The following is a 26,118-nucleotide window of genomic DNA, read 5'->3' as shown; positions in this document are numbered from 1 at the left end:
CTCCTTATTTCGTAAATTGGCCGTTCTCGAGCATGGAGATGAACGGGCTGTCCGTAAAGCCGGCGAGCGGCAGCTCCACGCGCGCGTTGCGGCGAACCGACTCATAGAAGGCGAAGATGATTTCGGAGGCGCGAAGCGCTTTCCGATGAGATACTTCCGGCTCTTCGCCGCTCGCCAAGCAATCGATCGCGTGCCGGACGTACCCTTTCATCTGATCTTGCATCGAGGACAGCTCCATCTCCGGCTTCCACGACGGATCCGCGTATTTGACGCCTCCGACGATCTGCCCGTCCCACATCGCTTCGATGAAGCCTTCGGTGCCGATCACGCGAACGCCGGCCCAAATTTTCGTCTTATCCTCCGTCGGTTCCCATGTATCGATCGAGCCCGAATACAGACTCGCGTGGACGCCGTTCGCGAACTCCAGATGCCCGTACGCGCCGCATTCCGACGGCACATTGAACCAATTATACGTTTCGGTCGTATCGACCCCGCCGAGCACCCATTTCGCCGGCGTCTCGCCCATATAGCTCATCGCCTGATCGAACGTGTGAATGCCGCAATCGAGCAAGTTCGGAGGAGAATACAAATCCATCCGAAGCACTTGTCCGATGTGCCCTTCCCCGATCAGGCGCCGTACGGTCCGATTGCCCGCAGCGAAACGGCGTTGCAGCGAGAACGTCAGCTGGCAGCCCGTCTCTTCGGCGATCCGGCCCATCTCTTGGCATTCTCCCCAGGTCGCCGACATCGGCTTCTCGCACAATACGGCTTTGACCCCGGCTTCCGCGCAATCGCGAAACACCGGCAGATGCAGCGGCGTCCATAAACAGATGAACACCGCATCGGGCTTCTCCTTCGCTAGCATATCCTTGTGGTCGGTATAGACGTTCGCTTGAAATCCGAATGCGACATTCAGCGCTTCGGCCGACGCCTCCGAAATATCGGACAAGCCGACGACTTCGCATCTGTCGTCGTCCTGCACGCCGATCGCGTGTTCATGCGCGCGTCTGCCGCAGCCGATAAAAGCGACCCGGAAGGTTGGTGCGTTCACGTAACATCTCTCCTTTTTCATAGATAAGGGAGCTATGAACATAGCTCCCTTCCCTTACTTATTTTATATTATTGTACCGGTTCGAAATCGGCCAGCTGCGCTTCCACTTCCGCGATCACCTTGTCGATGCCCGCCGCTTTCAGCTGCTCTCTGTATTCGGCGACCGCCGTTTTCGGATCTTTGCTCGTCTTGCCGAGCATCAGCTGCATGCCCAATTGGGAATTCACGTTGGAAATCGCGGCGATTTCCGTCGTCACGTTCTTCGGATCGAAGCTGAAGCCCATGTACGGATCGTTGATGGCGACTTTGTTCCATTCTTCATACAGGCTGCTGCGGATCGGGTTTTCCGTATCCATCGGCAAGTTATATTTATCGTTCCGCAAGGACCAAACCGCGAAGCCGCCGCCGTCCTTCTTATCGTCGAATCCGGCAGGCGTCTTCTTCATTCCGTCTTCGATGACATATTGACGGCCTTCGATACCGTACTGAATCAAGTTGTAATATTCCGGATCGGTCATGAACTTCTCGATCGCCATCAATGCGCGTTCCGGATTTTTCGAGTTCGCGCTGATGACCGTGGAGTTCTCTACGCCCATTTTCCGCTTAATTTTCTGGTTTGCTTCCGCGAACGTATAGAATCCAGTCTCCACGTCCGGCATCGCCTTCACATCCGAGCCGTACTTGCCGATCCAGTCCTGCGCATGCGTCAGGTAACCGGCCGAGTTCGCCGATCTGAAGTTCACGTCGCCAGCCACTTGCGAGGACAATACATCCTTCGGCCAGTAGCCCTTATCCGACCATTCGCGCATCTTCACGGCCCAGTCTTCGAATTGTTGCGTGAACGCCGGGTGGAATACCTTCTTATAGTCCTCCGGGCTGCTCGTGACGAGATTCAGCTCCGCGAACGAGATGCCCGGCGCGTTGATCCACTTCTCCGTCGTATCGACCAACATTCTGTACATGTTGAAGGCGTCGTTCGCATTGCCGTTGATCGGCGAGAAGGATTCATTCGCCACGACGTTGTCCATGTATTGTTCCATCTCTTCGATCGTGCTGATCTTCTCCATGCCGTATTTCTTCAGCAGGTCTGTACGGTATACGTATCCGGTCGGCGTGAACTCGCTGTACAAGGAAGGTACGCCGTAGATTTTGCCGTCGACCTTGTTCCCCGCCCAAACTTCCTCGGAAATTTCCGCCTTCAGCTTCGGAGCGACCTTATCCAGCATGTCCGTAATGTCGACGAGGGCATCTTGTTCGGCCAGCGTAAAGTACGATACCGCGGCGCCCGGCGACGCATGCGACATATCGAATTGCTCGCCGGAAGCGAACAACAGCGGATACTTCGTAGCGACGTCCGGCCAGTCGATGTACTTCACTTCAAGCGTCGCATTGATGTCGCGTTTCAGAAGCTTGTTGATTTCCGCCAAAATATCTTTGTTGGCGACGCCTTCGGAACCCCATAAATAATAAACCAAATTCACTTCTTTCGAGATGTCTACGCCGTTGTCGGTCGCAGGCGCCGACGGTTGCGCGGACGGCGCGCTTCCTTCGTTCGAACCGTTGCAGGCAGCCAGCAGGGTGGTCAACATCGTAACCGTCAATAAAGCGATCGAAAATTTCTTGCCTTTCATGTTTTTAGCCTCCCTTTTTCAGTTCCAAATCATTCTTCTATAATAGATACCCCTTGAACGAGGAGTATTTATTACCCTTTGACCGCACCGATCGTAAGACCCGTAATAAAATAGCGCTGTAAAAACGGATATAACAAGATGATCGGCCCCGTAGCCAGTACCGCGGTAGCCATCTTAATGGACTGCGTCGGCAGCTCGCCGGCGTCGATGACCACGCCTTGGTTGATCAGCGCTTGAACATTGGTTTGATTGATCATGCGCTGCAGGAAATATTGCAAAGGATATTTATCCGGCGTCTGGATGTAAAGCATGCCGTTATACCACTCGTTCCAAAAACCGAGCGCCGAAAACAGTCCGACGGTGGCGAGCGACGGAATCGCCAGAGGGATGAATATTCTCCAATAGATCATGAAATCGCCTGCGCCGTCGATCGTCGCCGACTCGTATAAGGAATCCGGAATCGCCTTCATGAAGTTCCGCATCAGGAAAATCGACCATGCGCCTACGACCCCGGGCAAGATCATCGCGAACAAGCTATCCTTCAGATGCAAATACTTGACCATCAAGATATAGCTTGGAATCAAGCCCCCGGCGAACAACGTCGTAAAATAAATCAGAAAGGCGAAGAAATTACGATACTTGAAATCCTTCCGGTTCAACACGAACCCGGCCATCGACATCATGAACAATCCTAATGCGGTGCCGACGACGGTAATAAAAATCGTTACGCCATAGGCTTTGTATAACGCGGTCGAGTTGTTGATCAGCATCTCGTAAGCTTTAAGCGAGAACTCGCTCGGGATCAGCTTGTATCCTTCGCGGATGATTTCCTGCTCGTTCATGAAGGAGGAGGAGATCATCAGCACGAAGGGAAAGAGGCAAGCCAAGGCGAAGCAGGCGATACAGAAATAACTAATGGCCTTTATGAAAATGCTGCCGAAGTCCTCTTTTTGATTATGGATTTGAACCATTCGACCGACCCTCCTTCCTTAAAATAAGGCGCTGTCCGGTTCGATCTTCCGCACGATCAGATTGACCGTTAACACGAGAAGAAGACCGAACAAAGATTGATAGAAACCTACTGCCGCACCCATGGAGAAATTGAATTGCCCCACCAGACTGCGGAAGACGTACGTATCGATGATGTCCGTATGCGGATAAAGCACCGAGTTCGTGCCGATCAGATTATAGAACAGATCGAACGAGCCCTTGAGAATTCCGCCAAGCCCGAACAGCAGCAGCAAGATAAAGGTCGGCTTCAGCATCGGCAGCGTCATGTAGCGAATTCTTTGCCAACGGCTCGCCCCATCCATATAAGCCGCTTCATAGAGGTCGTGATTAATGCCTGTAATCGTCGCCAGATAGACGATCATGCCGTATCCGGTTGCGCTCCATATTTTGAAAGCCACGATGATGTACACCCAAATCCCGGGATCGGAGTAAAATTCGTAGCGCTCCAGGCCTAATGAGGTAAGCATCGTATTAATGAAGCCGGTATTGTAATTGAACAAATTGTAGGCGAACACGCCGACGATAACCATGGAGATGAAATGCGGAAGCAAGAGAACGGATTGGGTAATCTTTTTGAACCATTTGGCGGCGATTTCGGAAAGCATGATGGCGAACACGATTTGAATGACGTTCCCCAGCGCGAGAAATACAAAATTATAAAGGAACGTATTTTTCGTAATGTTCCAGAGATCGCCGTTTTTAATCAGAAACTCGAAATTTTTCAAACCTATAAAATCGCTTCCGAAAATGCCTTTGCTGATGTTGTAGTCGACGAACGCGACGTACGCGCCCGGCATGACGAGGTAATGAAAGATAATAAAGTACAAAATCACGGGCGAAAGCATCAGAAACAAAACCTTATTTTTCAACACTTCCTGCACAATATTTCCACTATGAAGCTTAACCTTTGTTATGACATCCACGTGGCCCAACTCCTGTTAAGGTTCTTCTACTTGCCTATCGTTTAGCGCTTACATTTCAGGGATTTTTTTGCGAAACGTTTCGATTCTCAAAAAAATAAAAAGGTTCCGACTTTCTTCGACCCTTGTTGAAACGTTTCTCTTAACACGAATATTACATCATGGGCGCCGTAAAATCAACCATATTTTTGTTATGAATTCGTTTGCAAACAACTAATAATAAGCTTTTTTGTATAAAATATACAGTAAAAACCGTGAGTTCGAAACGTTTCGAACTTGCGCTCTATCATCCCTAGGTCGAGTTTAAAAAGAAACGTTTCGTACGGTTTGGATTTACTTCCCCGCGCCGACTGAATTTCCTTTCAGCAACGTTACATAGATCCGCTCATGGTCCACCGTATCGCCGTTAATCAGCTTGATCAACTGCTCGGCGGCGAACGCGCCCCACTTGCGCTTCGAATAATCGATCGTGGTTAGGCGCGGCTGCGTATACGAAGCCAGCTCTATATTATCGAACCCGACGATATGAATTTGTTCTCCGATCCGAACCTCCGGATGGTTCCCCGCCAAATAATTGAACATGCCGATCGCCATCTCGTCGTTGAAGCAAAACACGGCCGAAGAGACCGTGCCGCCGTTCGTGTCCGCCATAATGCTCGCGGCCGCCCTCTCTCCCGCCGATTTGTTGAAGTCGCCTTCGATGACGGTAAGCGTTACGCCGGATGTCCGCTCGACCACTTGCATGACGGCCTGCAGCCGTTGCTTCGAATCGTACGAGCCGCTTGGCCCCGTTACGGCGTAAAGCGTTCGGTGTCCTTGCTCGATCAAATATTCCGTCGCCAGCATCGCTCCCGCCTTATTGTCGAGCAATACCTGGTTGATGTTCGGATGCGAAAGCTCTCGGTCCAGCACAACGAGCTTATGCCCGCGATCGGCATAGCTGATCATCTCGTCGCTGCCGAACGTCTGGTCCAAAATAATGGCGCCGTCGATCATGCGCTCCGGCAGCATCCGATGCGACTGCTTCCCGCTGCATACGATAAGGTCATAGCCTTTTTGCGTCAACGTCTCCCTCGTTCCTTGCAGGAGATCGCCGTAGAACGCGCCGCTGAAGTCGGTTAGGAAGACGCCGATAATTTTCGTCTCTCTCGTCTTAAGCGATCTTGCCGCCGCGTTCGGTACATAATTCAATGCCTTGGCGATGGCAAGAATTCTCGACGTCGTCTCATAGGTTACCTTGGGGCTGCCGTTAAGAGCGTAAGATACCGTCGAGATCGATACCCCCGCTTGTTTAGCGATATCCTTAATACTAACCAAAGCGCTAGCCCCTCTCTATCGATTTGTATAACTCTATTATGATAGAAACTGGCGGCTTTTGGATACCGCCAGTTTATCCATTACATAAAAATTTCGATCCGGTTGGAGGCCGCATTCAAGCTCGCTTTCAATCGCTCGCCCGGAATTTGCATGCCGCCCGTACGATACGGGTTGGCCGACGGGATGAGCGGCATCTCCTCGCCGTTGATCGTGATTCTCGCGATCCGTTTCGCATCGCCGATGCGATAGACGAAGGTGATCGGCAAGCCGTCCCACATGAATTCGAAATGCATGCCGTTCAGCTTCTCGGGCAAAATCGGATCGATGACCATTCCGCCTTCCGATTGGCGAATGCCGAGCGCATTCGCGATCAGTTGGTTCATGTAAATCCCGGGGCCGCTAGAATAAATCCGCCAGCCGCCTTTCACCGGCACCGTACCTTCGCGAAGCTCGTCGAATCGCTCCAGCGCCTCGTAACGGGTATTGAACCTGCCGTCCGAGCTGCTGAAATACGCATTGCTTTGACGCAGCTCCGCATTCGGTACGACATCGCGCAGGCCGACCGGATTAATCGCGAGCAGGCCATGCCACACTTCATCGGTTTTGCCCAGCTTCGCCATCGCCTCTACATAGCGGATATGCGCATGCACGTATTGCAAACCGATCTCCCGGCCGAAGTTCGCCGCCTGCTCCGCTCGCTTGAAGTTCGCGCTTACGCCGCCCGTATATGGCGCGGGACGATCCATGAGTCGTACGCCGTCCGGACAATACAGACGTTCTTTAATAATGCGGTAATGCTCCTCTGCCTGTTCCGTTGTCAACAGTTCCGCGATCATGCTGCGCGTCATCGGAAGCAGTCGGTACCGAACGCCTGTCGTCGTATCCGTAGGGTGGAGCATCAGCTTCGCCTCGTCCGGCTTCTCCATATAGACGAAGCCCGGAATCACTTCATGTCGGAGCATATAGCGGTTGAAATCTTCTTTGATCGCGGCCGCGAGCTCCAACAGCGCCGATGACTGCCCTCTATCTACGGACTCCATCGCCCGGCCGAACTTCGCGATCGTCTGATACGTCAGCGCTACGGTCCAGCTGCTGATCATATACTGCTTCAACTGCGGATTCGCCGGTTGAAGCGTATCGTCCCAATCGCCGTCGCCATACGAGGACAAGTGCGTGTCATGCAGGAAGTGATCCTTAATATAAGCGATTTGCTTCAACGCATGCTCGAGCAGCGTCGCCGTTTCCGTCGTAAATTCGCCCTTATGGCGCACGGTGTATGGAACGCGTTCCTGCAAGATGCCGTAATCGTTCGTTGCGGACAAGTAATCGCCCAGCACCTTCAGCGGCCAGACGATAATGTCGCCGTGACTCTCCTCCTGCTGGATGAAGAAGTAGCGGTCGAACATGAACCATTGCGGCCAATTCCCGTCATCCTCGTATTGATGCGAGTAGACGATCTTCAGAATTTCCGCGACCCGCTCGTATTTGCGCATCGCCATGAAATATTCCGTCGGCCCTTGGCAGACGTCGCGCGTGCCCCACGCCGCGCCGCCGTATTGTTCCAATCCGTGCGGAACGGAGTAATGTACGAGCATGTTGTGCGTGTACCACCAAGCTAATGCGTTCACCTTTTCCAACTCGGCCGAAACTTCTGCAGTTCCATCCGCGGATAAGCGGAAGCCGTTCATCACGTTCCGGAAAAAGGCGCGGTAGCGTTCGATCTCGATATCCGATTTCCGTTCCGCGAGCGGCAAATCCTCGCCATGCAGCAGCCCTTGCACGGTCATCGTCCACTCCGCGCTCGCGCCGAGCGAAAGCACCGCCAGCGAAGCGGCCCCGGGGGCGACGCCTCGGACCAACAAGCTTTCGTCGCCTACCGTCATGTCCGCTCCGTCCACCGCCATCCGGTATTGCAGAGCGGGGAAGACCGAGGAACAAAGCGATTCGCGATCCGCTTTAAAAATAAGCATGCCGTTCGCTTTCTCTATATGGAAAGGAAGATCGTATTCGTTGTTGTTCATCGACACCTGGTTCGTCACGAGATACCGATAAGCGTTCCCGTTCGCCGAACGCAAGTGGAGGCGTACCTCGGGCGTATCGACTGTCGTATAATTCGTAATAATAAGCGTATCGTCCGCTACCTTGTAAAACCAACGGGCATAGTTGAACCCGATCTCGAACAGCGAAGGCATCGCGAGCAGCCGATACGTTCCTTCCAGTTCTACATAGATGCGCTGACCCGATGTCTTCAGCGTATTCAAAGCGTTGCGAGTATTCGTAAGCAGCTTATGGAAGTTCGTATTGCCGACTAGCAGTTGCGAGTTGAAAACGCCGTACATATACGAAGTCGTCGTCATGACGTTCTCTGTCATCTTGTCGTTGCCGCCGGACATGAGGATATGACCGTGCGGACGTTCCACTAGCAGCTCCTTCTCCTTCAACACGACATGCTCGTGGCTGTCGGTAAAGAAGGAGAGCAGCTTGCCGTCCTGCCATTCCTCGTGATGGCGATTCGGGAAATAGGCGTCGATCTCCTCCATCGTCATCGATGCCGTACGCACCGGGGAACCGATTGCGGCGGCGACTTCAACTTTATCTATAGGCTCGGAGGTTGCCGCAAGATCGGCTTCTTTGGTACGCTCGGCCTCATCCCATGCGTTCCGAACCTCCGCGCCGAACGCCAACGAATCGACGGCCGAAGGGTGATTCGCTTTGAATAAGCCGTAAAATACGAAGCGCGCCTTCCCCTCGAGGCGGGTACGCTCCGATTGCAGCGCCGCATATCCGAATTCGTACTGGTAGATTTCATTCGCCAATTCAGGCTTGCCAAGCGCTTCGGGCACATTCGTTTCCTTATAACCGAGGCCGAAAAATTGGAACCCGTCCGTCGAATAGCCGGCCGCGCCCGTAAGCGAGCCGTGCTGCATGTAAGGGAAGGCGCCGCCCTTCATCGGCTGATTCTGACGGAAGCACAGCACATACCCTAGCTTCTCGTCCTTAAACGCTTTATGATCGACATACTGCGACATGTAGGCTTCGTTCGTCCGAACCGCGCCGATGTCGGCGAGTCCGATATCTTGACCGTACACGACGTCGATCCATGCTTCGCTTCCTTGGGAATCCACCGTTATATCCCAGAACCAGACGCCATGCTCCGTCGCGGTGAACACGACGTCGTAGGCGATGCCGCCGAACGCCGTCCCCTCCCATCGCAAGCGTCCGTTTCTCGCCGACATGCGGCTCGCCGAACGAATGCCGACCAGCGGCTCATAAGTAATGCCTTCTGCATGATGCAGGCGTAAATAAAGGTTGTTCAACGATCCTTCCACGGAACTCGACACCACTTGGTTCAGCATCGTCTCTTGATGAACGGCTCTCGACAGATCCCCGCTGCTCAGAAAATCAAACGTCAGCTCTCCCGCTTTGATCCGGATCAAATCCATCGCCTTACGCGGATCGATTCCTGCTTCCATGCTTTTCACTGCCTTCCTGCTTGCTTAGTCTGAATGTAAGCGTCGTCATATCACGGCTATAAGGACCGATCGAATGATAAAATCGCTTGTTTGAATCCAACGACGAGATCAATCGAAACGTTTCTATTGATGTCTGGATTATAAACAATTCCAATACGATCGTCAATGGCCGATTCGACTCGGCGCCCCGCTTTAACCGATCGCGAGCCTAAAAAAAGAAGCATTACCGGCGGCAACGCCTCCCGGATGCTTCTCTTTTTGCTGCGTATCCATATCATTTTCTAACTGAACATGACTACTAATGGATGTACTCGTCCTGAACGTCTTCCATTAACCTTTCAAGCTGCTGCTTTAAATCTTCGATCGTATCCGAGTAATCCGGGTCGCCGTACACATTGTTCAACTCGAATGGATCCCGCTCCAGATCGAAGCATTCCCATTCGGGCGGACGGTCTTCGTCTCTCGAATGCGTCGTCCCCAACGCTTGGGCGTAATAATAAATGAGCTTATATCGATGCGTACGGATGCCGTAATGGGAATACACCTCATGGATGCCGTCCAGATGCATCCAATAGCGGTAATACATCGAGGTCCGCCAGCCTTCCGGCGTTACGCCGTTCAGCAAGGGCCGAATGCTGACGCCTTGCATGCGTTCGTGCATCGGCAATCCGGCATATTCCAAGAACGTAGGAGCGAAGTCTACGTTCAAGATCATCGCTTCGCTCACGCCCCCTGGCGCGATCTCCTTCGGGTAACGGATCAAGAACGGCATGCGAAGAGACTCCTCGTACATAAACCGCTTGTCGAACCAACCGTGATCGCCCAGGAAGAAACCCTGGTCGGACGTGTAGATGACGATCGTGTTTTCCGCCAGTCCGCTCTCGTCGAGGAAATCCAGCATTCGTCCCACGTTATCGTCGATGGAAGCGATGCAGCGCAAATAATCTTTGATATACCGTTGATATTTCCACTTCCGAACCTCCTCGGGGGACAACCCTTCCGGCGGCGGTCCTTTGGTGTCGAGGTCGTTAAGGTCGTCGATGCGCATCTTCGCTTGCACGGCCGCTTGCGAGCGGGTGGCGTAGTCGTCGTTAAACGTCTCCGGCTCCGGGATGTCGATATCCTCGTAGAGATGCTTGTGCTTCTCGTCCGGCTCCCAATGGCGATGCGGCGCCTTGTGATGGCACATCAACATGAACGGGCGCTCCGGGTCGCGGCGTTCGATCCAACCAAGAGATTTGTCGGTAATGATGTCCGTCACATAGCCGTTGAATTTCTTCTTCGTTCCCATCTCGATAAAATCCGGATCGCGATAATCGCCTTGATCGGGGAGGACGCTCCAGTAATCGAAGCCCGTCGGATCGTAGATGCCGCCATGCCCCAGATGCCACTTGCCGATCATCGCCGTCTGATAGCCGGCCGCTTGGAGGAGCTTCGGGAACGTGACCTGTCGACCGTCCAAGTCGTCGCCCAACGTCTTGACGCCGTTAATGTGGTTGTACGTCCCCGTTAGGATCGTCGCCCGGCTGGGAGCGCAGATCGAATTCGTGCAGAAGCAGTTGTCGAAGCGCATCCCCTCGCGCGCCAATCGGTCCAAATTCGGCGTCTCGTTGATGCGGCTGCCGTACGCGCCGATCGCATGCGAGGCATGATCGTCCGACATAATAAACAGGATGTTGGGACGTCTTGAAGTAGAGGACATATTCGTACCTTCTTTCTGCTGTCGAAATGAATGAAACCGTTTACCGGAATTATAGACCATATACCTATCATGTACAAGGAGAAACGTTTCGATTGCGACAAAAAAAGACCCCGAACCATTCGTCTCGGGGTCCGTTCCGCATTCACTTCAGGAATGTAGCCCGGAGCGTTCACCGCATGGGCGATTCCTTCCCTCGACGAATTCGGATCAGAGGATGATAAACAAAAATCAGAGTTGCAATACGGTAATGGACTCGTTGTTGAAGACTTCGCCGTTGTCGCGGAAGCCGAAGCTTTCGTAAAGCTTTTTCGCAGCGACGTCATGGCATCCCGACCGAAACCCCGATTCTGATATTGCTTATCAATCATCAGTCGCAGGATGCAATAGTTTCCTTCTGCGATCGACGGTTCTTCGTATCCGGTGATTCCATAAGTTAACATAACAAAACCGACCGGCTGCTCATCCGCATAGACGGCGAATGGAAATGGACGCCCCCCATTGGTTGCAAGGACATAACACGAAGCTACGCTTGACAAATTGGATGCAACGAAGCCCCGTTGATCTTCTGAAACCTCTAGGTTGAAAATGGAACGCCTGTTTTCCAGCGTGATTTTTTCGAGCGCAATCATAAGGAATTCTCCCTTCGTCCCTCATCCTATTGCGCCGCGGCCGCATAAATAACATACAATTCATATGATGTTTGCGATAAAAAGCCCCTCCGTTAGTAAAAGGCGAGGGGCTTACATGTCTTATACTTTTGTAGCGCGGTAAACGAATGTCTGATTGCCGCTAGTCGGTTTCTTGCCATCCTCGAAGTCCGCGCTAACGACAATGTCGGAAAAACCTATGCTTTCCAGGATGTACTTAAATTCCTCGACTCCGTACCAACGCAATGCAAAGCGCTGCAATTCCGTTTGGATCAATACCCCGTTGCGCCACTTTTCGTATTTTAAGAGACTGACGCGATATTGACTAAAGAATAAGTCGGCTTCCACTGTCTTGCTTTCCATCGTAATGATGTCGCCGTTAGGCAAATGATGGGTTGCCGATCCGCCCCATCGTCCGAATTCGGAACTGTTGTAGTTATTGTCCGGCAAAAACAGGTCAAGAATCAATTGTCCGCCTGGTTCCAAATGTTCATAAAGCCGATGGAGAACCTGCAGCGACTCTTCTCGTCGTTCGATCAACAAAAAAGACCCGCCGGGAATGATAATTGCTTCGTACTTATGAGGCAAAGAAAGTTCCTGCAAGTTTGCCTCATACAAGACGGGGGTTAAGCCGCGTTCCTCGCATCGTTTTCGGCAGGATGCCAACATTTGCGGGGAGTAATCCACTCCGTCCACGGTCAATCCCGATTCAAGAAGAGGAATGATGACGCGTCCGGAGCCAACCATGGCCTCCAGAATGCGTCCCTTACAAGGTTTCAGCTTTTCGCGATAATATTCAACGTCCCCGTTGAGGGATTGACCGATTTTCTTGGTTAGGTCATAGACCTCAGTGCAAAGTTTACCGTAATTACTAAAGGACATATAAATTTTCCCTCCGTGTTTTGGTTTTGCACGGAAGGGATCAGTGCACGCATTTATCCCTTCCGCACCTCGAAAATAGCTGCGCCGATTACGGGCGTAATGGTTCTCACGATAATCACTCGCTTTCTGTAAGATATATTCATAATACATGGCAGGAAAATTTTGGACAACAGGAATATCTTCATACCGGCAGCTTCGTCATGCGGCGTCTCAACTAAAATACCGACCGACATAATCGATAAAATTGCGAGCGGCCTTGGAAAGATAACGTTTGTTATGCCATGCGATTTTAAAATGCCGTCTGCAAACCGGGTATTCGATGGGAAGCAGCTGGAACGCAGCGTTAGGCCCGCCGCAATTGCCGACAAGCGCAACGCCCAATCCCGAGGAGACGAGCTTGGCGATGGAGGCCGCGTCGTCCACTCTGCAGATAAAGTTCGGCGCGATTCCCGCGGCACGCAGAAAATCTTCGTTCATGATTTGAAAATGGAACCCTTCTTTGTAGCCGATAAACGGTTCGTTAGCCGCTTCGTCCAAGCGGACGCTCGGACGCCCGGACAACCGGTGCCCGGGAGGAACGGCCAAATAAACATCCTCGTATAGGACGGATGTCGAGCTGAAATCCGGCCTGTCCATGGGCAAAGGGGTAAAACAAAGATCCACTTCTCCGGATTCAATGAGCCGCGCCATCTCCCCCATAGAAGCTTGCGTAATGCGAAAATGAACATTCGGGTGCAGCGCGACGAACGCGTTCAACGGTTCCGACAACCGATCCAGGGTCGGCGTCGCCAGATGTATGCTTCCGTGCTCCGCGCCCGCGAGGTCGGCGACTTCTCGTTGCCCCTCCTCCAGAAGGGTAAGCGCCGCCTCCACTTTATTCAAGAACGCCCTGCCGAACGCGTTGAGTCGAATTTTCCGACCTTCTCGATCGAAAAGCGGCACACCCAAATCCTTCTCCAGCCGGGAAATCGTCTTGCTCAGCGCAGGCTGCGCGATGCGCAAATCCTGCGCCGCTTTCGTCATATGCTCCCATTTGGCAACCGTGCGGAAATATTGCAGCTGCAGCAACTCCATTTCCACGCCTCCTTATACATTCAAGGGAATGAATATCATATAAAAAGATGTATTTTTATATATCGATTATCCGCTTTACAATAAACCTATGCAAGGGCATGCGAGCCTTCCCGGGAAGACGCACTTGTCCAATGCTGCTTAGAGTCTGAACTTCGGTTGACGAAAGCATGGTGAACGACGTGGAGCGCGGCGCCCGACAGAAAACAAGCAACCTCTTACTCCGAATCCTCGCATTCACGCTGATGGTCTCCGTGATGAGTGCGACAATGTTTACGATCGTACTGCCGGAAATTCGAGCTGAATATCAGCTGACTTTCGCTCAGGCGAGCTGGGTGACGACAGCCTACCTGCTCCTTTATGCCATTGGTACGGTCATTTACGGGAAGCTTGCCGACAGCTTCAAACTTAAAAATTTGCTGACATTCGGCTTGATCTTTTTTTCCTTGGGTTCCATGATCGGTCTGATGGCGCAAGCCTTTTGGATGGTTTTGCTGTCCAGAGTTTTGCAAGCGGCGGGAGCCGCGGTGATTCCGGCGGCGGCCGGCATGATTCCGGTTCGGTATTTCCCTCCGGAGCATAGAGGGAAGGCGCTGGGGGCGTCGATGACGGGCCTTGCCGTCGGCGCCGCAATCGGCCCGTTGATCGCCGCTTTGGTATTAAGTTTCTTCCATTGGAGATGGCTGTTTTGTATCCCGCTCCTGACGTTAATCGCAATCCCCTATTATCGCAAAAATCTAGACGACGAAGACAGAAAGGCCGGCCCGATCGATTGGTTAGGGGGCGGACTGCTCGCCGGAACGGCCGCGCTGCTCCTTCTGGCCATCACGAATCAGATGTGGCTTCCGGGTGTTGGGGGTATCCTCCTATTCATCTTGTTGGTCCTTCGCATCCGTTTATCGTCAAACCCGTTTATCCGCCTAGAGCTATTTCGGAACAAAAGCTATTCGCTCGTGCTCGGGATCGCACTTCTGACTTCAGGCATCGGATACTCGCTCGCGTTTCTGAGCCCGCTGCTGCTAACCCAGGTCCAGCGCTTAGGCCCGCATGCGGTCGGCTTCGCGATCGTCCCTGCCGCCGTCGCGACTGCCGTGCTGAGCCGAAAGGCGGGGAAGCTGGCGGATGAAAAAGGGAATCCATACGTCTTTTACATCGCCTCCTTCCTGCTGCAGACTTGCTTCCTTTTGTTGTCGTTTTTCGCGGGCGCATCCTCGGTCTACATCGCTTTGTTCCTGATCCTCGGCAATGTGGGCCAATCCTTCCTGATGATCGTCCTGTCCAATACGCTCTCCCAGGCGTTGCCGCAAGAGCAGACAGGGATCGGGATGGGCTTGCTGTCGATGCTGAACTTCATCTCCGGAGCGGTAGCTGCAAGCGTATATAGCGCAATCCTTGACCGAGGCGCAGTATCAAGCTGGAACGGAGTCGTTACGAACTCGGCCGCGTTCGCTTATAGCAATCTGTATCTGATCCTAGCCCTTATCCACGTAATCATTCTATCGTTCTATTATGTTCAATTCGGCAAGAACAACGTCGGAAGGAAACGGTACCGACACTAAGGAGGAACAATTCAATGAGAGCAGCCGTATTTACATCTTTCGGAGGACCGGAAGTGATGCAGGTAATGGAGGTTCCGGATCCGCACGCCGGCCCGGGCCAGATTCGGGTACGCGTTAAGGCGGCCGGCGTACAGCATTATGATTGCGCGATCCGCGGAGGCTGGACGCCTTCTTATGGCGTAACGGTGAACTTCCCGCAGATTCCAGGGAATGAGTTTGCAGGCGTGATCGACGAAGTGGGGGCCGGGGTAACCGGTTTTTCGATCGGCAGCGAAGTGCTTGGATTTGCAATCTTGAACTGTTATGCCGAATACGTCGTCGTCGGAGCCGATCAGATCGTGGAGAAGCCCAAGACAATGACCTGGGAGGAGGCCGGCGGGCTGACCGGCAACGGTCAGGGGGCTTCCATCGCTTTGACGGCGATCGGCGTGAAGCCGGGCGATACCGTATTCATCAACGGCGCGGCCGGCTCGCTTGGATCAATCGCCGTTCAGCTTGCGAAAGCGTCGGGCGCGAAGAAGGTGATCGGTACGGCGAGCGAAACCAATCACGACTTTATCCGTTCACTAGGCGCGATACCGGTAACGTACGAGCAAGGATTGGCGGATCGGCTCCGGAAGATTGCGCCGGAGGGAATCGATTGCGCATTCGATACCGCCGGAGGCGAGGGTCTGCACGCGGCAGTTGAACTCATAGCGGACAAGAAGCGAATTTGTACCTTCTTTGCCTATGACCTTATCGAGGAGCTTGGACTTCGCGTCGTCCGCGGCGAACGCTCGGCAGCGCGTCTGGCCGAGCTTGTGGACCTCCACACGCAAGGCAAGCTGCGGCTCCATATCAGGCAGATCTTCCCGCTGGACCGGGCCGGTGATGCGCACCGCGCGATCGAAAGCAGACACGGCCGCGGAAAAATCGTGCTGAAGATCGACTAGGTTACAACGGCTGCCCTTTCGGAGGCAACCGTTTCTGTCTGGATTCGGTTTTTGACCGCCGAAAAAAAAGAATTGGTTGTCTAAATCACTGACACAATGCCGTCAAACTTCACCCGATATGATGGAATCAATCCAATCGAAAGGGTGTAAAAACGATGGCAAGCAAAACGAACAAAACGGGATGGGTGATCGCAGGGTTGCTGCTCTCGATCCTGATGTCCTCGATGGACAACACCATTCTGGCCACGGCGATGGGGACGATCGTCGGGGAACTCGGCGGCATGGACCGATTCGTGTGGGTCATGTCCGCTTATATGATCGCGGAGATGGCGGGGATGCCGATCTTCGGCAAGCTGTCCGATATGTACGGGCGTAAACGTTTCTTCGTGTTCGGCATCGTGACGTTCATCATCGGCTCCGCGTTGTGCGGCACCGCCGATTCCATCGCGGAACTCAGCATGTACCGGGCGATTCAAGGAATCGGCGGAGGCGCGCTCATTCCGGTCTCGTTCACAATCATGTTCGACACGGTGTCGCCGGAGAACCGGGGCAAGCTGATGGGCCTGTTCGGCGCGGTATTCGGCATGTCGAGCATCTTCGGACCGCTGCTAGGCGCCTATATCACCGACTACATCAGCTGGCAGTGGGTATTTTACGTGAACATTCCGCTCGGCCTGCTCGCCTTCCTGTTCATAGCGACCTGCTACAAGGAAACGGTACGGCGCGAGAAGCAGCGCATCGATTGGCTGGGTGCCGCGACGCTCGTCGGGGCGGTCGTCTGCCTCATGTTCGCGCTCGAGTTCGGCGGCAAGCTGTATGCGTGGGATTCGACCGTCATCCTCGGCCTGTTCGGCGGTTTCGTCGTACTGGCGGCGGCGTTCGTCGCCGCGGAACGGCGCGCGTCCGAGCCGATCATCTCGTTCCGCATGTTCCAAGACCGGCTGTTCGCGTCCAGCAATCTGGTAGCCATCATGAGCGGCGCGGCGTTCATTACGGCTTCCGTCTACATTCCGATCTTCATGCAAGGCGTGCTCGGCGGCACGGCGACGAACTCCGGCCTCGTGCTGCTGCCGATGATGCTCGGCACGGTCGTCTCTGCGACGTCCAGCGGCTTCATCATGAATCGGTTCTCCTACCGGTCGATTCTTGTCGCGACGCTCACGCTGCTGGTTGCAGGCATCGCCTTGCTCACGACGATTCACGCCGAGACGCCGCGGCTTGCCATCACGCTGTACATGATCATGGTCGGACTCGGCATCGGCGCATCGTTCTCCATACTCACGAACGCCGCCATCCATTCGCTCCCCGCCGCGCAGCGAGGATCGGCCAACGCGACGCTGAACTTCCTTCGCTCGCTCGGCATGACGCTCGGCATTACGATCTTCGGCATCTTGCAGAGCCACGGCATGGCGAAGAAGCTGTCGGCATCGCTGGCGCAAGGCGGCACAGCCGTTCCGGAAGGACTCGACGTGAAGGATCCTTATCTGTTGATGGCGCCGGAGATGCGCGCGCTTATTCCGGACGAAGTGTTATCGCTCGTTACGACGGGGTTGGCCGATTCGATCGCGAACATCTTCGCATGGGGATTGATTCCCGCGGCGCTGGCCGTCGCGGCGGCATGGCGGATGACCGGCGCGAAGCACGATCCGAAGGCGGAGCTCGAAGCGCACGCCGCAGCGCATTCCCATTAACGGAAAGGGGAAGCTCGATGACAAGCGAATCAACGATGCGTCTGGACCGGCGCAGCCTTAACCGCGCAACGCTGGAGCGGCAGCTGCTGCTATGCCGCTCCAGCCTCCCGGCGGTCGATGCGGTCTCGCGTCTGGCCGGCATACAGGCGCAAATCCCGAACGCGCCGTACGTCGGATTATGGTCGAGGCTGACGGGGTTCAAGCCGGACGATCTCGTGCAGCCGCTCTTGCGGAAGCAGGTCGTTCGCATCGCCTTAATGCGGTCGACCGTTCATCTCGTCACGGCGAAAGACGCGGCGGCGCTGCGTCCGCTCGTGCAGCCGGCGCTGGATCGCGATCTATTCAAGAACGGCACGTACGGCCCCGGCGTCTCGGGGCTGCCCGTCGCGGAGACGACGGCCTGCGCCCGCAAGCTGCTGGCCGATCAGCCGCTTACCGCGCAGGAGCTGGGGCAGTTGCTGCACGAGCGGTGGCCCGACCGTCCCGCGGAGGCGCTCGCTTACGCGATGCGCAACCTGCTGCCGCTCGTCCAGCTGCCGCCGCGCGGCATCTGGGGCGTCGGCGGGCTGACGCGTTACGCAGTCGCCGACGATTGGCTCGGACGGCAGGAGAGCGTCGCGCTCACGCTCGAAGACATGGTCCTTCGTTACCTTGCCGCGTTCGGACCGGCAACCGTTCAAGATATGCAGATGTGGTCAGGGTTATCGCGTCTCGGGAGCGTCGTCGAGCGGCTCAAGCCGCGGCTGCGCGCGTACCGGGACGAGGCCGGCCGAACGCTGTACGACCTTGAAGAGGCCGTGCTGCCGCCGGTCGACGCGCCCGCGCCGCCGCGATTCCTGCCGGAATACGATAACTTGCTCTTCGGCTTCGCGGACCGGTCCCGCATCGTACGGGAAGACGATCGCAAGCTGCTGTTCCGGAGGAACGTCGTTATTAGGCCCGTTTTGTCGGACGGCTTCATCTGCGGCACTTGGAAGGTAATTCGCAAACGCAGCGCCGCCGCGCTCATGATTGCAACGTTCGAGAAACTGCCCGCGGCAAAACGGGAAGAACTGGCTGCGGAAGGGGAATCGTTACTGCGATTCGCCGCAGAGAATACCCGTTACGAAATCAGCTTTGAAATGGCGGAGTAAAGACGAATCTCGAACATACGAGGCGTTTAGGCGTATTTCGATAAAACGTTCTCGAGCTTTATCCGCATCCGGTTTCGCCATGTCTCCGGACTTTCAATCTCCGCTTCTTCGCCGAAGCTGAGGATGACCGGCAGCAGCCATTCGCCCTCGTCGGGCGGATGGAGCTGCAGGGTAACCGTCATCGATCCGTCGGCGTGATAGCTCTTCTCCTTCTCCCGGCCGTTGAAGAAATCAAGCGCTCTTGCCAGCGCGCGCGGCGAGAACCGAATCGTCACGTCGAACGCGGCGGCGTCCGGCCGTTCCGCCCGGTTATACGCGTCGCGCCGATGGTCGGGCATCTCGTGCCGCCCGTGGTACTGCTCCGGCAGAACTTGCACGTTATCCATACGGGAGAGCCGGAATTCGCGGGTGTCCTTCCGGGTGCGGCAGTAGCCGTACAAGTACCAGGTATGATTCTTATAGATGAGGCAGATCGGCTCGATCGTTCGGTACGTGCGCTCGTTCTTCATACTGATATACTCCATATAGACGACTTTACGCGACTTGATCGCCGACTTCAGTTGCCGCAGCGTCTCCTTCGACGACCAGCGGCTATCAAGCTCGAGCGCCATGCCTGCTTGCGACCCGTCCGGCCGAATCGTCTGCAATTTGCGAACCGTCTCCATCGTCTGCTCGTCGACGAACACATCGGACAGTCCCTTCAGCATCGTAAGGATCGTCTCGATGTCGAACGAATTCAGTAAACTTTTGTCCATCTTATACGTTTCCATAACGCCGTAGCCCCCATTGACCCCTTGATAAGAGACGACCGGAATGCCCGCGGCGCAGATCGTGTCAATGTCTCGGTAGATCGTTCGCTGCGATACTCGGTATTTCGCCGCCAACTCCGAAGCAGAGACGACTTCATGATTAAGTAGCATGTAGATCATGGAAATGAGTCGTTCGATCTTCATTCGTCATCCTCCGCTAGATGGTGTTTTCATGTAATACTTTTCTCCGTTTATCCGGAAATCCCTATCGGCGAAAAGGACGTATACACAAAATCGTGTATACGCCCTCATAGGAACTAACTAAGTTCAACCGCTCATCTAATGCTGCACGTGTTGCGTCCCAACAATGTATTGATGGCGCACTTTTGCGCCAAGCCGGTTATCAGAAGCGGCAAAGCGATCAAGCCCGACAGTTTCCAATAATCCGGAAGGATGAAAAACAAGGATAAAAGGCCGATTCCTAAAATAATTCGAACGGCGCGGTCCGCTCCCCCGACGTTTTTCATTTACAATTCTCCTTTCTAGTATTAAGGCGTTTCATACTTCTTACAGGTAAGATCATATCAGGACCGTTCATTACAAACCGTAACTTTATCACATAACGGGGACGAACCGTACGGGAAGTCAGGCGGTCCCGTTGAGCGCTATTCAACATAACGTTCGAGCGCTTTTCGATCCCTAATCGTGATTTTCCCCCTCGAGAGTGTAATGATTTCTTCCTTCTCAAGTTCCTTTAAACTTCTGCTGATCACTTCGCGGGCCGTACCAAGCTCAACGGACAAGCTTTCATGGGTAATATGCAGGGTATCGGAATTGCCGCAGTGTCCGACCCTTTGAATAAGAAATTCCGATATTCGTCCGCGAATGGATTTAAAGTTGATGCTGTCCAACAGGCTGGACATACTTATAATCCGTCGGGCTAGCGATGTAAGGATGAATTGACGGAATATCCGGTAACGGTCCGTCCAGTCGCGAAATATGTCGACGGGAATCGCCAGCGCCGAGCCGGCCGTTTCCACGTGGGCTGTAGCTTCATATTCGGTCTCGCCTAAAATACATGAGGTCATCAGAGGACAACATTCTCCGCTATGAATTCTGTACAGCGTAATTTCCCGACCGCCGGGACTTATTTTATACATTCTCACTGTGCCGTCCAAAATCAAAAACGCATACTCTAGAAACCGTCCTTCTTTAATCGTATAATTGGGCTCCAAATAAATCACTTTTATACCGTCTCGGCTCCAATCCTGCTCGGTCATGTCCGCAAGACTGGGAAATAATGAAATGATTCGCGGTATATGTTCGGATAAATGCGAATTCAAGGGTTCATCTCCCCGACTCATCCATTGTCCAATTCCTTCCAGCGGAATCCACGGACTTAAGGTGTACAAAATTTACCTGCCTTATGCCATGCTTCCAAGTCTGCCGCATGTATGTCGAACGAACCCCAATATCTATATTCGCTGAACGTTCCGGGAAAAACAAAAAAATGCCGGAATTTGCGCTCGTCCCGCAAACTTCCGGCGTGTATTCAATGCTTGAATGCTTTTACCAATAAATCTGGGGGGCGCCGCGCAAGCGAAGCGTCGCTTCGAGGAAGAAATAATCGCCCCAGATGCCGCTGCGGACGGTACCGTCCTGCTGACGCACAATGACGATAGATTCGTATGTCTCGTCCCACGAGCAAAATTCCGGTTGCGATACGGCACTTACCATGCGCTCGGCTGCCGAGCGATATCGCTCCCCCTTGGCGCCGACGTGCCGTGCGAGCTCAAGCAGCCCGCAAGCGACGACGACCGAAGCTGTCGGATCGGGATCATCCGGTGTGCCCTCGGGCAAACGGAAATCCCATATCGGCACGCCGGCGTTCCCGAGTTCCTCCAAATATCGATCCGCCACCCGTTCGGCCGTCTCGAGAAAGTCCGGCTGTCCGGTGTACCGATACGCCAGCGCATACCCGTAAATTTGCCACGACGTCCCGCGCGCCCAATACGATCCGACCGCAGCCCCGCAATCGTTCCGTTCGCCGAGCGGCTCGCCCGAGTCCGGGTCGAACGCGTACGCATGCGCAACCGTGCGATCCTCCCGAACGATATACTTCGAGTTCGTCTTCGCGTGCTCGTTCGCCACGTCCCGATAGAACGTATGCCCGGTTTCCTTCCAAGCCCAGTACAACAGCGGCAAATTCATCATGCAATCCGCGATCATCCACCCGCAGAAGTTTCCTTCGGATCGGGACATCTTGCCCCAAGCCTGGATGTAATTACCACGGACGTTGAACCGCTTGGCCAGCTCGTCGGCCGCCTTCAGCGCCGTCTCGCGGGCTCTGAGGTCGCCCGTCGTCTTATACATCGCTACAGAGTACAAGGAGTACAAGAAGCCGAGATCGTGCATCGTCTCGAGCGGCTTCTCGAAAACTTTGGCACGATACAGAGGTTCGTATCCTTGCAAGTATTTTAGATACTTTTTGTCCTTCGTTAACTCGTGGGCGTAAAACACCATGCCGGTAAAAAACGAATTCGTCCAATGGTACATTTCAAGGAAGGACTGCGTACTGTCGGAATACTTTCCGTCCTTCGCCGTCCCAGGAAAGATACGGCGATCGAATCGTTCCATGTTTCTTTCGATTTTGCGAAGGAACGGCGTCATGTCAACCTGCTTCGAAACATCGATCAATCGCTTTCTCCCCCTCGTAAACAAGTCCGTTGCCACGCCCGCGCCGGTTACTCGACGGCAACCTCCAGCTCGGACACGATCGACTCAGTCATTACATCCGACTGGGCGAAGACGCCTACGCCGGCCATCACTTCATGGCCCAGATCGACGTTGAAATCCCGCACCTTCACCCACTGATTCGCGGCCGGATCGAAGTAGGCTGCGGTCGCGACCGCATCCCGCAGCGTCAGTCGAATGTACCCTCCCTGAGGGAACTGGAACCTCGGCCCGGGGGCGTACGAGGAGCTGCCGTTCTCGCTCGTCCTGTACACTAGCACCGAGTTGCCGTTCGGCAGCAGACGGAAGTGAACATGCTTCGCGCCGTCGCCGTCGCCCGACCGAAGCATGACGCCGGACGACGCATTGGCGTTCGTGAAGACGACCGACTCGATGCGCGCCGTCACCGTCACGGCCTCTCCCTCCTGCAATGACGCGTTCTGATGCAAGTAGACGAAGTCGTCGGCCGTGCCCCACACGTCGTACCCGTTGCTCAGCACGCGGAACTTGCCGTCTTCGTACAGCGCCGTTCCGCTTGCGTTACCGTAATGCGACACCTGCCACGGCGCCGGGAGCGTCTCCTCCTCGAACACGACGATATACAGCCTTGTCGACTTGGTCACGCTGCGGAGCGTCGCGGTGACCGTGATCGTCGCCTGGCCGGCGCCGACCGCCGTCACGACGCCGTTCGCATCGACCGACACGATGTCCGGCCGATCGGATTCGTATGTCCACGAGGCTTCCGTCAAATCCGCCGGCGTTCCGTCGCTCATCGTGCCGGCGACGAGCAGATTCGACGATTGACCCGGATGCAAGCCTTTCGTCTCCAGCGTCGCCTTCAAACCGTTCAGCTTCGAAGACACGACGGCGATGTCGACGGCTTGCTCCAGGACTGCGCCGGTTTCGGGGTCGACCGCCGACACGGTGACGTCGGCGGCGCCGTACCCGACGCCGGTCGCCTTGCCGCTCGCATCCACCGCGACGATGCCGTCGTCCGAGCTGGAGTACGACACGTTCATGCCGGACAAGTCCTTCACCTGGCCGAACCGCGTCCGCCCGTACGCGGCCAGCTCCGTCGTCTCGCCGAGCGTCAGCGTCGGCTTCGGCGCCTGCACGACCAATTCGCTCATCCGGTCGTCGACGAAGACGTCTAGCGCGACGGATCGGACGAAGCCGCCGGAGGCGACGGTCGCCGTAATCCGGGCGACGCCCGACTTGTTCGCCTTGACGACGCCGTTGTCGTTCACCGATGCGACGCTCGGGTCGTCGCTCCGGAACTTGACGTCATTCCGCGAAGGCGCGACCGCGAATCCCCGGACGGTGCGTCCGCGAACGTCCAGCTGCGCCTGTTCCTTGGAGCCAAGCTCCAGCGCGGCGCCGGAGCCTGCAGCGTCCGTCAACAGGTAGATGCGCTCCAGCGGGTCGAGCGGGTCGGCGAAGGCGAACGCCGGAAGCAGCCCCATGCGCGAGACGTCGATATCCCGAATGCCCATTCCGCGCGCCGCGGAATCGGGAGCGAGCCGGTAATCTTGCTCCGGCGCATTCGCGAAGACGTGTCCGGTCGCGATGGAATGCTGATCGTACTTACCGTTCAGCGCGTCCTTCCAATCCGCCAGCGTAACGGCGGCGGACGTATTGTTCAGGACGTACTTGCCGCTCGGCTGATAAAATACATTGTAATCGCTCTGCCGCATGGCGGCCGCATGCCAGCTGTTATGCGCATAGACGCTCTGTCCGGCGTTATAAAGGATATTCCGAACGAAATCGTTGTCTCTCGTCGGACCGTGATTGTTCGATTGCGTAATCGTCGAGAAGCCCGATAACGCCCGCGGACTGTCGGCGATCAAGTTATTGACGATCCGGTTGCCGATCCCTTTCGTCACGATAGAGGCGTTCAGGTTGCCGTCGCCGGCGTTCTGCTGCCGCACGATCAAGTTGTCCTCGATCGTAAATCCGTTCGACTCGTCGTCCAGGTACACCGCATATCCGAACGAAAAATGAATGCCGCTGTCGTGCACGTAGTTCCGGGCGAACGTATTGTTCAACGTATAACCCCAGCTGTAGAACAACCCCGTGTCCTGGGAGTCCGTGTTGGCGTTCGAAAGATCGTTGTATTCGAAAAGGTTGTCGCGCGTCTGGACGAAGTCCTGCTTGTTCGCTTCGGTCACGGGTACGCCGTCGAGCGTCGTGCCGACATATTGATTGATCGGCGTAGCGGATAATCCGATCGAGAACCGCGGCGTATCCTCGACGCGGTTATACGCGACATAATTGGCGCCGCTGTTCGTAATGCCGATGCCGGACGAGTAGCCCATGATTCGTCCGGTACCGGCGACGCGGTTATTGACGATCTCGTTGTCTTTGTTCACGTATCGCCGCGTATTGTACGCCCCTGCCAGATGAATGCCGACGTGGCCGATGTCGCTGATGTCGTTGCCGATCGCGGCGAGTCCTTGCACCGGTCCGGCGGCCAGAATGCCGGTCAAGCCGACGTTCGAGATGCGTCCGTTCCGGATGACGATCGACCGCGCGTTCGTCATGTATATCGCGCCGTCGTCGATGTCCCGGCTCATCGAATCTGACTTCGAATCGCCGTACGCGACGTCGATCCCGTCCCAGACGATATGCTCGACCGGGTTCGCCTCGGAGGCGCCGACGAAGCCGAGCACCCGTCCGAGGCGCGGGACGACGATCGTCTGCTCCTCGATGGGCAATCGATACGGCCGGTAAAACAGTGTGCCGCTCGCCTTGTCCAAATAAAACTCCCCCGGCGCGTCCAACAGCGCGGGATGGTTTTGCACGTAATACCGGGAGCCCGGACCGATCTCGTACGACGTGTCGCTGTCCAGCGTCACGATCCGGTTCGCTTCGTCGATCGAGACGACCTTCTTCTCGTCGCGCTGCCAATTCGCTTCCCCCGACGGTCCCCCGGGCCAGACGACGGCTTCGAGCTGTCCGATGTCGGCCAGCGCCGGAATATCGCCCGCCTGGAAGCCGAATTTGCGCTTGGGCGACGACGTCTGGTACCCGATGGTACGCTGATAGCCTTCCCGGGGCAAGCCCTGGTTCGGGTACCGCGCCTTCACGCTCCGACGGTCGTTCTCGTACATCGTGTCGAACGGCCGATCGGTTCCGACGTTCGCGGCGTAGACGACGCCGTCCGTCGTCGACCATGCCGTGATCCGTTCCCCGGCGCTGAGCGCGGCGCGTTCGCCCGGCGCGCCGCGATAGATGACGTCGAAGCCGTCCCGGCCGGAATCGGCAGGCCCGAACGACAGCGTCTCATCCAGCGCGTAAGTGCCGCCGCGCACCTCGACGACGACGTCGGCCGTCATGCCGTCCGCGATCGCCTCGCGCACGGCCGACTGCGCCCGCTCCAGCGTCCGGAACGGACCGTCGGTGCCGCTTTCGTTCGGCTCGTTCGACGTGCCCGACCACGCGTCGTTCCCCTCGAGCGATACATAGAAATCCGCTCGCGGCGCCGACTCGCGGCTCCCGCGGTCCGCGGCTTCCGCGCCGCCTTCCGCCGCCGCGGCGGACAGTGCGCCCGTGAATGCGAGACAGACGGACAACGCAAACAACATGCTCTTCCACATCTTCCATCGACGCATAAGAA

At 55.4% G+C, this 26,118-nt stretch carries 18 protein-coding genes and 1 pseudogene; 4 read left to right on the top strand and 15 right to left on the bottom strand.

What is annotated here, in order from left to right; translation table 11 throughout:
* Positions 1 to 4: 4 nt before the first annotated feature.
* From FE782_RS13400 to FE782_RS13355, 10 genes and pseudogenes are all read right to left on the bottom strand, one after another.
* On the bottom strand, positions 5 to 1,051 hold the full coding sequence (locus FE782_RS13400; RefSeq protein ID WP_158299389.1) for a Gfo/Idh/MocA family protein: 1,047 nt from the start codon (positions 1,049 to 1,051) through the stop codon (positions 5 to 7).
* 68 nt (positions 1,052 to 1,119) lie between these two features.
* Positions 1,120 to 2,682, bottom strand: a complete 1,563-nt coding sequence (locus FE782_RS13395; RefSeq protein ID WP_138194598.1) for a DUF3502 domain-containing protein — start codon at positions 2,680 to 2,682, stop codon at positions 1,120 to 1,122.
* 71 nt (positions 2,683 to 2,753) lie between these two features.
* Positions 2,754 to 3,653 (bottom strand): carbohydrate ABC transporter permease, encoded by a 900-nt coding sequence (locus FE782_RS13390; RefSeq protein ID WP_138194597.1) that lies wholly within the window; start codon positions 3,651 to 3,653, stop codon positions 2,754 to 2,756.
* Positions 3,654 to 3,671: 18 nt separating this feature from the next.
* A complete protein-coding gene (locus FE782_RS13385) occupies positions 3,672 to 4,616 on the bottom strand; it encodes an ABC transporter permease (protein WP_238392474.1) in 945 nt (314 codons plus the stop codon).
* 330 nt (positions 4,617 to 4,946) lie between these two features.
* Complete coding sequence (locus FE782_RS13380) at positions 4,947 to 5,930, bottom strand: LacI family DNA-binding transcriptional regulator (protein ID WP_138194596.1); 984 nt, start codon at positions 5,928 to 5,930, stop codon at positions 4,947 to 4,949.
* An 80-nt stretch (positions 5,931 to 6,010) separates the two neighbouring features.
* Positions 6,011 to 9,403 (bottom strand): GH36-type glycosyl hydrolase domain-containing protein, encoded by a 3,393-nt coding sequence (locus FE782_RS13375; protein ID WP_238392473.1) that lies wholly within the window; start codon positions 9,401 to 9,403, stop codon positions 6,011 to 6,013.
* A 298-nt stretch (positions 9,404 to 9,701) separates the two neighbouring features.
* Positions 9,702 to 11,105, bottom strand: coding sequence for a sulfatase family protein (locus tag FE782_RS13370; RefSeq protein WP_138194595.1), 1,404 nt, complete (start codon positions 11,103 to 11,105; stop codon positions 9,702 to 9,704).
* Positions 11,106 to 11,333: 228 nt separating this feature from the next.
* Positions 11,334 to 11,734, bottom strand: a pseudogene (locus FE782_RS13365) (GNAT family N-acetyltransferase).
* A 120-nt stretch (positions 11,735 to 11,854) separates the two neighbouring features.
* The gene (locus FE782_RS13360) at positions 11,855 to 12,634 is read right to left on the bottom strand and encodes a class I SAM-dependent methyltransferase (protein ID WP_138194594.1); all 780 of its coding nucleotides are present in this window, start codon (positions 12,632 to 12,634) and stop codon (positions 11,855 to 11,857) included.
* A gap of 210 nt (positions 12,635 to 12,844) precedes the next feature.
* On the bottom strand, positions 12,845 to 13,708 hold the full coding sequence (locus FE782_RS13355; RefSeq protein ID WP_138194593.1) for a LysR family transcriptional regulator: 864 nt from the start codon (positions 13,706 to 13,708) through the stop codon (positions 12,845 to 12,847).
* Positions 13,709 to 13,875: 167 nt separating this feature from the next.
* Between FE782_RS13355 and FE782_RS13350 the strand changes: the two genes are divergently transcribed.
* The 4 genes from FE782_RS13350 to FE782_RS13335 all read left to right on the top strand — a co-directional run bounded on the left by FE782_RS13350 (position 13,876) and on the right by FE782_RS13335 (position 19,020).
* The gene (locus FE782_RS13350; RefSeq protein WP_138194592.1) at positions 13,876 to 15,264 is read left to right on the top strand and encodes an MFS transporter; all 1,389 of its coding nucleotides are present in this window, start codon (positions 13,876 to 13,878) and stop codon (positions 15,262 to 15,264) included.
* A gap of 14 nt (positions 15,265 to 15,278) precedes the next feature.
* Positions 15,279 to 16,196 (top strand): NADP-dependent oxidoreductase, encoded by a 918-nt coding sequence (locus FE782_RS13345; protein ID WP_138194591.1) that lies wholly within the window; start codon positions 15,279 to 15,281, stop codon positions 16,194 to 16,196.
* Positions 16,197 to 16,351: 155 nt separating this feature from the next.
* Positions 16,352 to 17,887, top strand: a complete 1,536-nt coding sequence (locus FE782_RS13340) for an MDR family MFS transporter (RefSeq protein WP_138194590.1) — start codon at positions 16,352 to 16,354, stop codon at positions 17,885 to 17,887.
* Positions 17,888 to 17,904: 17 nt separating this feature from the next.
* The gene (locus FE782_RS13335; protein ID WP_202914528.1) at positions 17,905 to 19,020 is read left to right on the top strand and encodes a winged helix DNA-binding domain-containing protein; all 1,116 of its coding nucleotides are present in this window, start codon (positions 17,905 to 17,907) and stop codon (positions 19,018 to 19,020) included.
* A gap of 26 nt (positions 19,021 to 19,046) precedes the next feature.
* Here FE782_RS13335 and FE782_RS13330 read toward each other — a convergent pair whose 3' ends face one another.
* The 5 genes from FE782_RS13330 to FE782_RS13310 all read right to left on the bottom strand — a co-directional run bounded on the left by FE782_RS13330 (position 19,047) and on the right by FE782_RS13310 (position 26,113).
* Positions 19,047 to 19,973, bottom strand: a complete 927-nt coding sequence (locus tag FE782_RS13330; protein WP_138194589.1) for a helix-turn-helix transcriptional regulator — start codon at positions 19,971 to 19,973, stop codon at positions 19,047 to 19,049.
* 131 nt (positions 19,974 to 20,104) lie between these two features.
* The gene (locus FE782_RS13325) at positions 20,105 to 20,296 is read right to left on the bottom strand and encodes a YgaP family membrane protein (protein ID WP_138194588.1); all 192 of its coding nucleotides are present in this window, start codon (positions 20,294 to 20,296) and stop codon (positions 20,105 to 20,107) included.
* A 138-nt stretch (positions 20,297 to 20,434) separates the two neighbouring features.
* Positions 20,435 to 21,112, bottom strand: a complete 678-nt coding sequence (locus FE782_RS13320) for a Crp/Fnr family transcriptional regulator (RefSeq protein ID WP_238392472.1) — start codon at positions 21,110 to 21,112, stop codon at positions 20,435 to 20,437.
* Between the two features lie 226 nt (positions 21,113 to 21,338).
* Positions 21,339 to 22,466: a glycoside hydrolase family 88 protein gene (locus tag FE782_RS13315; protein WP_138194587.1), complete on the bottom strand. Its 1,128-nt coding sequence runs from the start codon at positions 22,464 to 22,466 to the stop codon at positions 21,339 to 21,341.
* Positions 22,467 to 22,513: 47 nt separating this feature from the next.
* A complete protein-coding gene (locus tag FE782_RS13310) occupies positions 22,514 to 26,113 on the bottom strand; it encodes an Ig-like domain-containing protein (protein WP_138194586.1) in 3,600 nt (1,199 codons plus the stop codon).
* Positions 26,114 to 26,118 lie beyond the last annotated feature (5 nt).

It is taken from the genome of Paenibacillus antri (assembly GCF_005765165.1).
Taxonomy (GTDB): Bacteria; Bacillota; Bacilli; order Paenibacillales; family YIM-B00363; genus Paenibacillus_AE; species Paenibacillus_AE antri.
The sequence above is the reverse complement of the archived record's forward strand: the minus strand, read 5'-3'. Positions and strand labels throughout refer to the sequence as shown.

Bases quoted from the DNA above. Each gene is read 5' to 3' on its own strand.
- FE782_RS13395 (WP_138194598.1), bottom strand. From the start codon at position 2,682: ATGAAAGGCAAGAAATTTTCGATCGCTTTATTGACGGTTACGATGTTG.
- FE782_RS13390 (WP_138194597.1), bottom strand. From the start codon at position 3,653: ATGGTTCAAATCCATAATCAAAAAGAGGACTTCGGCAGCATTTTCATA.
- FE782_RS13375 (WP_238392473.1), bottom strand. From the start codon at position 9,403: ATGGAAGCAGGAATCGATCCGCGTAAGGCGATGGATTTGATCCGGATC.
- FE782_RS13370 (WP_138194595.1), bottom strand. From the start codon at position 11,105: ATGTCCTCTACTTCAAGACGTCCCAACATCCTGTTTATTATGTCGGAC.
- FE782_RS13360 (WP_138194594.1), bottom strand. From the start codon at position 12,634: ATGTCCTTTAGTAATTACGGTAAACTTTGCACTGAGGTCTATGACCTA.
- FE782_RS13355 (WP_138194593.1), bottom strand. From the start codon at position 13,708: ATGGAGTTGCTGCAGCTGCAATATTTCCGCACGGTTGCCAAATGGGAG.
- FE782_RS13350 (WP_138194592.1), top strand. From the start codon at position 13,876: ATGGTGAACGACGTGGAGCGCGGCGCCCGACAGAAAACAAGCAACCTC.
- FE782_RS13345 (WP_138194591.1), top strand. From the start codon at position 15,279: ATGAGAGCAGCCGTATTTACATCTTTCGGAGGACCGGAAGTGATGCAG.
- FE782_RS13340 (WP_138194590.1), top strand. From the start codon at position 16,352: ATGGCAAGCAAAACGAACAAAACGGGATGGGTGATCGCAGGGTTGCTG.
- FE782_RS13335 (WP_202914528.1), top strand. From the start codon at position 17,905: ATGACAAGCGAATCAACGATGCGTCTGGACCGGCGCAGCCTTAACCGC.
- FE782_RS13330 (WP_138194589.1), bottom strand. From the start codon at position 19,973: ATGAAGATCGAACGACTCATTTCCATGATCTACATGCTACTTAATCAT.
- FE782_RS13325 (WP_138194588.1), bottom strand. From the start codon at position 20,296: ATGAAAAACGTCGGGGGAGCGGACCGCGCCGTTCGAATTATTTTAGGA.
- FE782_RS13310 (WP_138194586.1), bottom strand. From the start codon at position 26,113: ATGCGTCGATGGAAGATGTGGAAGAGCATGTTGTTTGCGTTGTCCGTC.